This is a genomic window from Chitinophaga sp., from assembly GCF_036569185.1.
Lineage (GTDB): Bacteria > Bacteroidota > Bacteroidia > Chitinophagales > Chitinophagaceae > Chitinophaga.
Genome location: NZ_DATCRD010000319.1, coordinates 1 through 11,305, shown reverse-complemented (window position 1 = coordinate 11,305; position 11,305 = coordinate 1). Strand labels below are relative to the sequence as shown.

At 43.5% G+C, this 11,305-nt stretch carries 9 protein-coding genes; 2 read left to right on the top strand and 7 right to left on the bottom strand.

Annotation, left to right across the window (positions count from 1 at the left end; genetic code table 11):
* Nucleotides 1-617 (top strand): SDR family NAD(P)-dependent oxidoreductase (locus VIM72_RS24575; protein ID WP_332005470.1); only part of this gene is annotated, 617 nt, incomplete at its 5' end.
* A 61-nt stretch (nucleotides 618-678) separates the two neighbouring features.
* On the opposite strand, the gene VIM72_RS24570 is transcribed toward VIM72_RS24575, so the two are convergent.
* The 3 genes from VIM72_RS24570 to VIM72_RS24560 all read right to left on the bottom strand — a co-directional run bounded on the left by VIM72_RS24570 (nucleotide 679) and on the right by VIM72_RS24560 (nucleotide 2,205).
* On the bottom strand, nucleotides 679-1,032 hold the full coding sequence (locus VIM72_RS24570) for a DUF1801 domain-containing protein (RefSeq protein WP_332005469.1): 354 nt from the start codon (nucleotides 1,030-1,032) through the stop codon (nucleotides 679-681).
* Between the two features lie 100 nt (nucleotides 1,033-1,132).
* Nucleotides 1,133-1,540 carry a VOC family protein gene (locus VIM72_RS24565; RefSeq protein WP_332005468.1) on the bottom strand — a complete coding sequence of 136 codons (408 nt, stop codon included), beginning with the start codon at nucleotides 1,538-1,540 and terminating at the stop codon, nucleotides 1,133-1,135.
* An 86-nt stretch (nucleotides 1,541-1,626) separates the two neighbouring features.
* Nucleotides 1,627-2,205 carry a Crp/Fnr family transcriptional regulator gene (locus VIM72_RS24560; RefSeq protein ID WP_332005467.1) on the bottom strand — a complete coding sequence of 193 codons (579 nt, stop codon included), beginning with the start codon at nucleotides 2,203-2,205 and terminating at the stop codon, nucleotides 1,627-1,629.
* 99 nt (nucleotides 2,206-2,304) lie between these two features.
* Between VIM72_RS24560 and VIM72_RS24555 the strand changes: the two genes are divergently transcribed.
* Nucleotides 2,305-2,694, top strand: coding sequence for a hypothetical protein (locus tag VIM72_RS24555; protein WP_332005466.1), 390 nt, complete (start codon nucleotides 2,305-2,307; stop codon nucleotides 2,692-2,694).
* 79 nt (nucleotides 2,695-2,773) lie between these two features.
* Here VIM72_RS24555 and VIM72_RS24550 read toward each other — a convergent pair whose 3' ends face one another.
* The 4 genes from VIM72_RS24550 to VIM72_RS24535 are packed head-to-tail and all read right to left on the bottom strand — an operon-like array spanning nucleotide 2,774 to nucleotide 11,096.
* On the bottom strand, nucleotides 2,774-5,416 hold the full coding sequence (locus tag VIM72_RS24550; protein ID WP_332005465.1) for a MutS-related protein: 2,643 nt from the start codon (nucleotides 5,414-5,416) through the stop codon (nucleotides 2,774-2,776).
* 20 nt (nucleotides 5,417-5,436) lie between these two features.
* Nucleotides 5,437-7,761 carry a Gldg family protein gene (locus tag VIM72_RS24545; RefSeq protein WP_332005464.1) on the bottom strand — a complete coding sequence of 775 codons (2,325 nt, stop codon included), beginning with the start codon at nucleotides 7,759-7,761 and terminating at the stop codon, nucleotides 5,437-5,439.
* A 49-nt stretch (nucleotides 7,762-7,810) separates the two neighbouring features.
* Complete coding sequence (locus tag VIM72_RS24540; protein WP_332005463.1) at nucleotides 7,811-10,150, bottom strand: Gldg family protein; 2,340 nt, start codon at nucleotides 10,148-10,150, stop codon at nucleotides 7,811-7,813.
* 22 nt (nucleotides 10,151-10,172) lie between these two features.
* Nucleotides 10,173-11,096, bottom strand: a complete 924-nt coding sequence (locus VIM72_RS24535; protein ID WP_332005462.1) for an ABC transporter ATP-binding protein — start codon at nucleotides 11,094-11,096, stop codon at nucleotides 10,173-10,175.
* Nucleotides 11,097-11,305 lie beyond the last annotated feature (209 nt).

Sequence of the window (11,305 nt, the reverse complement as noted above, 5' to 3'; positions counted from 1 at the left end):
CCGGTTTTATTGGCATTAAAGGAGATGTTACCAATCTCAATGACCTGGATAATATATTCAGGAAAACCGCTGATAAATTTGGTAAAATTGATGTATTGGTAGTGAATGCAGGCGGCATTGTGGATGGATTTCCCCTGGCTGCCATCAGCGATGTTACAGAAGAAAATTATGACCGGTACATGGATCTGAATTTAAAAAGTGTCTATTTCACTGTACAAAAATCGCTTCCGTATTTAAATGACGGTGCTTCCATCATACTGATCGGATCGAGTGCCGCGCATCGTGCAGTGCCCGGCATGGCTATTTACAGTGCAGCAAAAGCAGCCATCATATCATTGGCCAAAGGATTATCGCTGGACCTGTTATCAAGAAAAATACGCGTGAATACGCTTTCGCCGGGTTCTATCGACACGCCTGTTTTTGGAAAAATTGTACCACAGGAACAAGTGGAACAGGTGAAACAGGTTTGGATAGATATTACGCCTGCGGGCAGGCAAGGGCTTCCTTCCGACATTGGCAACGCCGCTGTATTCCTGGCATCGGATGATTCGGCTTTTATAGTTGGCACCGAAATACTTTCTGATGGCGGTCTTACTAACATCAGCCTGATGAAATAATTATTCCTGTAAGTTATTCCCGGCGTGTACAAAGCGCCGGGAATAACCTTGCATTGCACGGTTAGGCGTTCATGATCTTTATCCAGCTTTTCACAATACCCTGAATATTTGCTTTGTTGTCTTTTATTTCCTTCATGGAGTGAAGCTTCAGATAGGCTTTGCCTTTAGGCGCTGGTTCAAGCAATCCGCTTTTATCTTTTATTAATTCGCCTTTGTGGAAAATGAAAACAACATAGTCCGTTATTCTTGGGTTCATGGTGGCCATTGGCTCTTTATAGTCAAAGCTGGGGCCGCCCCATTTTACGTCTTCTTCTAAATCGCTGCTTGCACCGCGAATTATTTTTATTGCTTCTTCAATTTCCGCTTTCATTGGGTGTTTGAGTTTGGTTACAAACTCGTCTATTTTGTTTGCCATACTCATTTATTTACTTTTTGATTTTGTAAATATTGAAATGATTGCGCTAAAAAGTATACCGGTTACAAGCCCTTCTATGACGCCTGTAATCATGTTATACTTAATCCTGGTTGGGAATTTGCGTAGGATCCATAAAAAATATTTCCCAGGTATGCCCGTCCAGGTCTTCTATCCGCCGTAGTTGCATGAAACCGTAATCTGTCATAGGCATTGGTTCTGTTCCGCCTGCCTTTAATCCATTTTCAACAATTTCATTTACCTGGTTTACACTTTCCACGGATAAAGCAAATAAGCCGGCAATATGGCTTTTGGTATCGGCTATTGGCTTCTTCGTAAATGTTTTAAACTTTTCATGGCTCATAATCATCACGAAAATGGCGTCGCTCCAAACCATGCATTTGCCCTGGTCGTCGGAAAACTGCGGGTTAACTACAAACCCAAGTTGGGTATAAAAGTCCATTGACTTTTCAACGTCTTGTACTGCTAAGTTGATAAATACCTGTTTCATTTTTTTAAAGTTTAATATTGGCTACAGATGCAAAGATGAAAAGGTAAAAATGAAAAAACCTTTACAAATGTTGAGAAAGTCAGAATTTATTTGCTGTAACCAAAAATCCGGCTTAATTGAGTGGGAGTAATACCAAGATAGGCGGCAATCTGGTGTTTCTTCAGCCTTTTTACAAGGTCGGGGTATTTTCGTAAAAAATCGGCATAACGGACCTTCGCCGAGTCGCTTCGCAGCGATACTTCATAGGGCTCTTTATCTATCACCCAATGCTGCTCCAGGTAGCGAATATAAAATGCAGCTACATCCCCAAATGTTGAAACCAGTTTTTTAAACTCATTGTAATTATATTCAAGGACGGTGGTTTCTTCAAGTGCGATAATATCAAACAAACTTGCTGAGTGTGTTAATGTTGCGGGAATTGAGCCGGCAATCCTACCTTCCGGGAAAAAGTATTTGATAACCGTTTCTCCGTTGTCGTTAAAGTAATACTGTGCAAAAAGCCCTTTCACAACAAATGCTACCCGTTGAGGAGTTTGCCCTATCCGTATAAAGTAATCCCCCTTCTCATAGGTCTTCTCTACGAGCAGGCGCTGCCAGGCATTTTCGGCTTCGCCTGAAAGATCAGTGTAGGTCCTTATTTTTTTAAAAAATTGTTCAGCAGCCATTGGGTTGTATTATCTGACGTGTTTACCACTGGTTTCTCAAATATACAAAGGTTATTTGAATGGCATATATTTGCAATATCTGATCTCAAAATAAAAACTATGTGGTCGCATCTTTACTGGTACTACGAAATACGGGGTAACAATACTTACAGCGAAAAGTTATTGACCAGTGATGTTCTTAACGTTTTGGAAAATACAGGAAAATTACGATCTACAGGCAACCAGCAATTCTGTAACATAGACCCCTTCCCCTGGATTAGTGTTACTGCTGTCAATTCAGATAATGGTAATTATGGCAGCGCCGCAGATTTTAACAGTGAATGGGTGAATTTGATCGTTATAGTCGGATCAAAATCCAATCCGGAAAATGAAAACCTGTATGTTAGTATGTTAACTGAGATTGCTGAAAAAATAAACTGGGAATTAATATTAGAAGAAGATGATGATGGTAATGAAAATATCGTTCTATATACATCTCATCTGATGTAGCAGTCTGCCCATATATGGCGGAGGAGAATAACAGCAGCACCGCACAAATCGCCGGCCCTACACCTTATTTCATCACCATCTATTCAACTTGTTTATCCAATAATTCCAGTATGTGCTCGTTCCGGATAATCATCATACCTTGCCGGTCTGATGTAATACCCTCTTCCAGCTTATATGTGTAACGGGGGCGTGCATTGTCCATAACAGTAGGCATATATGCAAAATGGATGTCAGGCCGCTCTTTCAGGGCTTCTCCTACTTCAATAATATGTGTGGATACAATGAACAGGCATTCACGGTAACCGGCAAATCCTTCCGTTACGGTAAGTGTGCCGTCGTAAGCATCTTTTACGTTGGTACCTTTAAATAGCTCGTCAAATAACAGCAGCAATCTTTTACCACTCGCTGCTGCTTCGGCAGCTTGTTTTACGCGTACCACCTCTGCATAAAAATGGCTGTAGCCAAGCCCGATGTTATCTGCCACGTTGATAGAAGAATACAATCCCTCCCTCACGGAAAATTCCATCTGTTCCGCTGCTACCGGGAAGCCCATGTGCGCCATATAGAGGCCGATACCTACAGATTTCATCAGGGTGGATTTACCCGCCATATTGGCGCCGGTAAGGAACATTATATGACGTTGCTCCTGTAACGATAAGTTGTTTCCTACTGCCTTGTCAATACAGGGATGACACAGCCCTGTCACTGAAAATATATTCTTCTCTGCCGGCAGCGCCACTGCATAATGGAATCCCTTATTACGCGCCACCCTGCTTACCACAATGTTTACATCTATCTCATAGATAAACGAAAGCAGTAACTGCATTTCCTTTTGCAATTTTGATTTTAAAAGATGATCATAATATGCCAGCGTACTTACAGGTAACGCTTTATAGATGTCTATATTCCTAAGTTTCTCCAGTTGCTTGTCCGATAGCAGTTCCCTGATGCTTTTCAGACGTAATTCATAGGGACCTGCACCTGGTTTGAAAGACTCCACAAAGTTATAACAGCGGTTCAGGGTAATGATAGTTGCCTGTAAACCCTGCATTTTCTTTCTGTAGGCTTCATCCCGGGTAAGCACTGATAATACTTTCTGGATATAAGTGCCTGCCAGCACAAGGGCTGCACTTTCAGGCGCCTGTACATCCAGGTATTCATGCATGAGATGAAGCTGTTGTACATCAAAAGGGAACAGGGGGTCCGCCTGTTGGAAAAAACTGAAAATACTGCTTCGTTCATTGATAGCAGCAGCATCCGTTAAGGGATGACGGAACATCTGATCCAGTAACTGTTCCCCGCCTCTTGTTCTAACCTGGTTGAATAAATGATATACAGAGTCGTGCCTGAACTTGCCTAAGAGATTCAGTTCGTCCAGCGTTTGTTTGTCTGTAATAAAGGCGGCAACGGTTTTTCCGGCTTCCGGTTGCTTCCTTCCATTATTCAGTATCTCCGGGATGCCTTCATTCCGGATGATGATCATGCCATGCCGGTCGGCGGTAATACCACGCTCTAGTTTGTAAGTATATTCCGGTACATGTCCATTCATGTGTGTAGGCAGGTAAAGGAAGCTGATGTTATCGGCTTCTTCCAATTCCTCTCCTGCTTCCACAATGTGAGAGGATATAACGAACATACTATTCCGGTTTGCCGCAAATCCTTTGGTAACAGCAACAGTAGCCTCATGTGCATCTTTTACATTGGTACCGCGGAACAGTTCATCGAACAGAACGAAGTAAGATTTACCTGTGCTTATTGCCGCTGCCACTTTTTTTACCCTCAATACCTCCATGTAAAAATGGCTGGCGCCAATACCGAGATTATCGGGCAGGTTGATGGTAGTAAAGATACCATCCATCACTGAAAACTCCATAGCTCCGGCGGCCACAGGAAATCCTATATGCGCTATATACAGGGCGGTGCTTAAAGCCCGCAGGAAGGTGGATTTCCCTGCCATGTTTGCCCCTGTGAGAAAGATTATGTTGCCGGAAGCATTCATCCTGATATCATTGACTACCGGCTCTTTCAGGGAAGGGTGGTAAACGCCGGCTATATTTAATTCACAGGTCCCTTTATCCAGCGCTTTGGGAAAAACAAATTTTTTCTCTTTTGCGGTAGCAGCTACAGACATGTATACATCAAGGTAATAAATATGGCCTAACAGCTGCTCTACTTTCTCTCGCTCACTAACCCTGAACAAAGCATCGTAAGCGGTTGCAGCGCTGTAAGAAAGTTTTCCTTTAGAATGTTCCCTCAGTACAGGCTCAAAAGCTGGATAATTAATCAGCATTGCTATTGATTCACGCTCTGTATCATACGCTTTAATATTCCGTATCTCTTTCTTTTCTACAAACTCGCTGGTTAAGCGGATAATTTCAATAACTGCACCCACGCCATTCTGTATTTCTTTTTCACCAAGAGCAGCCTTACCGGTTTTACTCTTCATGTTCTCTTCAGTAACACTTAAATACTTTTCTACTGCATCAAACAAGGAGGCGTTATATGGAAAGGAAAGAGATAACTTTCCAAAACTTTCAATAATGCTACTGCGCCTGTTAATCGCTTCTTTATCAGACAAGGGATTGCGGAATATTTCCTGCAATAATATTTCCCCTCCATGGGTATTTGAGCGGTTGTAGATATCATAGATCCCACGGCTGTTCCTTTTTCCAAAGATCTCCAGGTCATCTATTGTCTGATCATCTGTCTGCAATAAAGTCATTTTCTATATTATTAGTTTCTCTATTTATTTTTTCTTCTTACCAGCAGGATGATCCCTGCCAGTAATATGATTGCAGGTAACACCCACATATATACGATCCTTTGTACATAAGCATTGGCTTCGCCTACTCTCAGCAAAGTATCCCTGGGAGGGATATGGGTCATGGACACCGGGAACTTATTATAACATAGCCAGCTGTATACCGGCATCAGGAAACCGGCATTAGACAGGACAGGTAGTCTCATATTACTGGCAAAATCAGCGTCACCGGCCACAACAATCCGTTGTTCTTTACCATTTAGCTGTCTTGTTAGCTGGATAACCGGTGAAAAGGAAGTTGCTTTAACATCGCCATTTTCGGGGTTAAAGGGCGGTAAAGTGGAATCAATTACCAGGTCGCCGCGTTTCAGCCATACCCTGCCTGGTACAGTTGTGAGCAAAGGCTCCACAGTAAATGCGCTGTCAGTTGTATAGTTAATATCTGTTACCCCGGGTGTCATTACTTTTAGAGTATCTTTTCCTGACACCAGCGCCTTCGCTATCCAGGATAACTCTTTCTGAAGATGGCTACTGTTGGCAGTCAGATAGGGCAACACTTTATCAGGTGTTTCATCATAAGTGGGCTCCAGGAGCTGTCCATTGAGCAGCTGAACACCCAGTTGCTTTAAAAAAGGATTCAGTACATATTGTTTCCCGGGCTCTCCCATTATAAACAAGTTTCCTCCACGCGCTGTGTATTGCCGCAATTTGTTTTGTACGATATTGCTCAATTCCATTTTCGGATCGGCAAGTACCAGGGCGGAGCTGCCAGCTGGAATATCCTGGGTTTCCAGGTTAAGTGTATCTGCATCGTAGCCGGTGTTCACAAGCGCACCCCGACTGTATTTAGCGGCGGAATGCACGGCATACTCCCTGTTGCCGGTTTTATAAATGTCGCGCTGCAGCGCCCCTGTTACAAAAAACACTTTTGGTATTCCGGCCGGCTTCAGCAGCCGCTTAAATGCAGCGGAAACATTGGACAGGTCGGGCCAGAAAAAAGGGTCATCAAAGGTGCGTAACATTTCAGTTCGTCCCCTGTATTTTAACTGCATCACCAACCTGTATCCTTCTGGTTGCAGGTTGATGATGCTATGCATCTGCTCCGGGGATTTAAACATTGACAGATCTGCATCAATGGCATCTGCTTTAGATGCCGCCATTTGCCGGAGATCCTTATATATTACGCTATCCCGGCCCAGGGAATCGGCATCATAGTAATATTCATACTTAAATACAATCCCGGGTTTAAAACGCAGGTACGGTTCCCACATATTTACCATATAGTCCGCATTACGGGTCTCAGGCATTCCGCGTTCCAGTCCCCCGCCCAGTAAATTAGTATATAATGTCACCTCAAGCGTACTGTCGCCCATATCCTCAATCAATTGCTGCATCTCCCTGGGAATAGTATTACGTTTGGTAGCAGTTGTATCAAAATAAGCAGTGAGCAATGGCCTGGAGCTGAAATATCCCAACAATAATACTACTGATATCACAATTGTATACCTGCCCAACTTTATATACCAGGGCCTGTCGTCCCTGCCTCCCTGTAGTTTTATAAATGTGAACGCGACAAACATAGCCGCCACCAGTATAAAGTATATCAGGTCCCTGCTAATAATCAGTCCCTCCAACATTTTATAGATCCTGTTCTGAAGAGAAAGAAAGTAAGTGAGATCTCTTACCAGGTCATACCGCTGCCATATTCCACCAATACGGCTGAGTGCAAAAATGATAATGAATGTGCTGAGCGCGGAAACGATCTGGTAAGTGCTGAGTGAAGACATAAATAGTCCAATAGCTGAGTAAGCACATATAAGCAGATAAAGACCTAAGGCAGCAGACAATAACATTCCATAGTCAACATGCTTTATATTAATAACGCCTGCTATCATAAAAATCCCCAGTATGGATACCAGTATTACATTGTATAGTATAATACCCAGGTATTTTCCCAATACAATCTCCCACAGGCTTACGGGAGATGAATACAATAATTTAACTGATCCGTTGCTCACTTCCCGGCTGATGAGTCCCATAGTAAGTACAGGAATAAATAAATATAAATTACTGACCACGTTATAGAATACGCCTCCGAATATAAATATGGTATAGGTCAGGGCATTATCTCCCTTGAACTTCGGGCTGTTTTTCAGCATGATCTCCTGCCAGTTGGCCACTCCATACAACGGACTGCTGAAATAGATGGCGCACTGCAACCCAAATACGATCATTACAAACCAGGCAATTGGGGAGTAAAAAACATGACGCAACTCATTTTTTGCTATTTTGAATATTATCTTCATTGAAGTAGTGTTTAAAGTTCCAGCCCCGCGCCAACCTGCAAACGGTCGCTTATTTTCTTGTCCTCCTTAACAATAATACGGTGCCCAGCAGCAGCATTATCCCAGGCATTATCCATACATATATTACTCTCATCACTGCAGCTCTGCCACCGCCAAGTAAAATTTTATTATCCCCCGGAAGCGGAATAGTGCCATAAACAGGAAATCTATTGTAGCTCAGCCAGCTGTAAAATGGTTCACCAGGTTGCGCTGTATTAAGATTGCTCATCAGATCGGCATCTCCGCAAACGATAATACGCTGCTCTTTGCCTTTTATACTCCTGGTCAGCTGGATAGCAACATTAAATGAATCCTGGCTGATATCACCTTCCGACGCATTAAAAACAGGTGCCACAGAATCAGCCACCAGTTTTCCCATCTTCTGCCATACCTTCTCAGGAGCCTGGCCTATCAATGGCTTAGTTAACAACAAAGGTTTTACTATAAAACCACTGTCTGCTACCTGGTCAATAGGTACAATCCCCCAGGTAATAATCTTCGCCAGGTCTTCATAGTAAATATTGTGTGCCCAGAGGTGCTTTACATAACGGAGATCAGGCTGATTGTTTAAATTGAAATAGGCCGTTGTCTGATAGGTTCCCACCTGGTCGGGGGTCTCATTCCTGGACGGCTGCACCAGTTGCCCTTCCATCAGCTGTACACCTAACTGGCGTAATAAAGGATTCACCACATACTGTTTCCGGGGCTCACCCATAATCAGCATATCTCCACCATTATTCAGGTAATGCCTGAGCTTACCCAGCACCACAGGATTCAGATCCATCTTAGGATCCGCAAGTATCAGCACGGTAGTTGCAGTATCTATATCTTTGGTAGCCAGGTTCACTGTATCAAGATCAAAGCCCAGGTTTACCAGGTTTCTCAACCTGGAATATTCCCGTTCCCCTCTTTTATAAATGCTGCGTTCCAGGTTACCGCTCACAAATGTCAATTTGGGCATTTGTGTACCCAGTAAGCGTTTAAACGCGGCATTCAAATAAGGTTCTGTTGACACCACTTCTATTTCAGATGGAAGGGTAGGCAGAATTCTCAAAAAAACTTTTCTTCCCTGGTATTTCATCTGTGCTATCAGCACATAGCCCTCCGGTTCCAGGTCTGCAAGCTGACGGATTTCTTCCGGTGACTTGAACATCGCCGAGTCAACCTGGTATCCCTTCGCCATTAATCCCGCTATCTGCTGCAATGTTTTGCCGGGAAATTTCTTATATAAGATGCTATCGCCAGGCAGAACTGCATAATAATATTCATAGCTGAATTTAATATCCGGCTTAAAACGTATGTACTGCTCCCATAACGACAGGTAATTATTACGGTTACCGGGAAGCCCCATTGCAACATTCTGCGGGTTATCAAGAAGGTTTGTGTAAAGCGTCACTTCCAGCACGCTGTCACCAAGTTCTTTCACGATCTTCTGCGTTTCCGGCCTGATCGTATTCAGATACCTGTCTGTAGTGTCCAGGTAGCTGTTCCAGAGCGGCCTGGAGCCAACATATCCAACCAGCAGGCCGGATACTGTTACCAGGATATATCTCACCGCTTTTACATACCAGGGCCTGTTCTCACGCCCTCCTTTCAGTTTCAGCAGCGTAAATCCCACGAACATATATATGATGACCAGGTAATAGATCACATCTTTACTTCTGATTAGGCCATTTATCATCCACTCTGTCCGGGACTTAAGGGAAAGAAAATAGGTAAGGTCCCTTACAAAGTCATATTGTTGCCATAACCGCCCTACGGACATCAGTGCAGCAAGCAGCGTAAAACTGGCAATGGCAGACACGACGGGGTAAGTAGTGAGGCTCGACATAAAAAAACCGATGGCCGTAAGTGCTGACAATAAAAGATAAACACCGAACATCGCTGACAGCGATGGCCCATAATCCGGCGCCCTTAGATCGGCAAAGGCGTTAATAACAAAAACGGACATGATCAAAGTAAAGACCAGGTTATATACCGACAACGCCAGGAATTTGCCCAGTACAATCTGACGCAGCTTAACGGGAGAAGAATAGAGCAATTTAATAGTTCCGTTATTCAGCTCGCGGCTGATAATGTTCATTGTAAGAAGCGGAACAAACAAATACACATACTGTACTATGCTCAAAAAAAAGCCGGGAAAGATAAAGGCTGTTATTGAGTTGTTCACAACAAATTCAAGTTCGGGCCTTGTTTTGTAGTCCATCTCGGCGCCTCTGGCAATAGGGTACAAAGTACCTGTATACAGGAGCGCACACATTACGAAGAACGTAATTGTGAGAAACCAGGCCACAGGAGAATAAAAAAGATTAAGGAGCTCATTCTTCGCTATTTTAATGATCTGTCTCATTGAATACCTGTTTATGATTCTCTTATTGGGCAACCTGGATAGATAATTGCTTAAATATGTCGTCCAGTAATCCTTTGTCTGCGTATATCTCTTTCAGCTGCCACCCACCCATTACGCTTGCTTCTACCAGCCGGCCGGAAATATCATCATGATTGCCATCGAAATAAACCCTTGCCTGTTTATCTGTCAGAAACTCTGCCCCGGTGATCCCACTTATCCTTAATATCTCTGTTACGGATGGCGGATTATCCATCCTCATGAGCATAGACCTTGCCTGTACGTAGTTGTTAAACGCATCCATACTGTCAGAAAAAACAATCCTGCCTGATTCTATCATAATGATATCGCTGCAAAGGAGACCGATCTCTGAAAGAATATGTGAGGATAACAGTACGGTATGTGTTTCAGCAATCTCTTTTATCAGCTTCCTGGCTTCAATCAGCTGGTTTGGATCCAATCCGTTGGTAGGCTCGTCCATTACCACCAGTTTGGGTTTATGAATGATAGCCTGTGCGATACCTACCCGCTGGCGGTAACCGCCCGAGAGGTTTCTGATAAGCCGTGAACTGAAATGGGCAATACCACAACGTTCCTTCGCTTCTTCTACAGACGACCTGATTTTGTCCTTACTTATTTTTCGCAACTCTGCACAATAAACCAGGTACTCGTCGATGGTAAGATCAGGATACACAGGTGGTACCTGCGGCAGAAAACCTATTTCCTTTTTGGCTATTTCAGGCGCGTCCCTTAAATTAATATCATTAATGTATACCACCCCCTCGGTTTGATTGAGTGCACCGCAAATAATGTTCATTGTAGTGGATTTACCGGCGCCGTTAGAACCCAGCAATCCTATCACCCCCGGTTGTGCGATCTCTATATTAATATCACGTATGGCCCAACTGCTGCCATATTTATGAGAGAGGTGCTCTGTTTTCAGGATCATATTGCTGTTATTAAAAGTGGAATAATAAATGCGTAAACGCCTGGGATCATCTCCCGTTTTGTATAATATTTGGATTATTGGCAATAATGACCGGGGAAAACGGCATCAGGTACCTGGGGGAATTGGCCGGCAATGTAGCTAAAACAGTGGCGCCATCATCCGCTACCCTTTGCAGGGCTTTCGCCAGCGCGCCTTCCCGGTTCAATCTT

Excerpts from the sequence above, each read along its gene's own strand:
- VIM72_RS24570 (WP_332005469.1), bottom strand. The coding sequence starts at position 1,032 with ATGGCAAACAAAATAGACGAGTTTGTAACCAAACTCAAACACCCAATG.
- VIM72_RS24565 (WP_332005468.1), bottom strand. The coding sequence starts at position 1,540 with ATGAAACAGGTATTTATCAACTTAGCAGTACAAGACGTTGAAAAGTCA.
- VIM72_RS24560 (WP_332005467.1), bottom strand. The coding sequence starts at position 2,205 with ATGGCTGCTGAACAATTTTTTAAAAAAATAAGGACCTACACTGATCTT.
- VIM72_RS24555 (WP_332005466.1), top strand. The coding sequence starts at position 2,305 with ATGTGGTCGCATCTTTACTGGTACTACGAAATACGGGGTAACAATACT.
- VIM72_RS24550 (WP_332005465.1), bottom strand. The coding sequence starts at position 5,416 with ATGACTTTATTGCAGACAGATGATCAGACAATAGATGACCTGGAGATC.
- VIM72_RS24545 (WP_332005464.1), bottom strand. The coding sequence starts at position 7,761 with ATGAAGATAATATTCAAAATAGCAAAAAATGAGTTGCGTCATGTTTTT.
- VIM72_RS24540 (WP_332005463.1), bottom strand. The coding sequence starts at position 10,150 with ATGAGACAGATCATTAAAATAGCGAAGAATGAGCTCCTTAATCTTTTT.
- VIM72_RS24535 (WP_332005462.1), bottom strand. The coding sequence starts at position 11,096 with ATGATCCTGAAAACAGAGCACCTCTCTCATAAATATGGCAGCAGTTGG.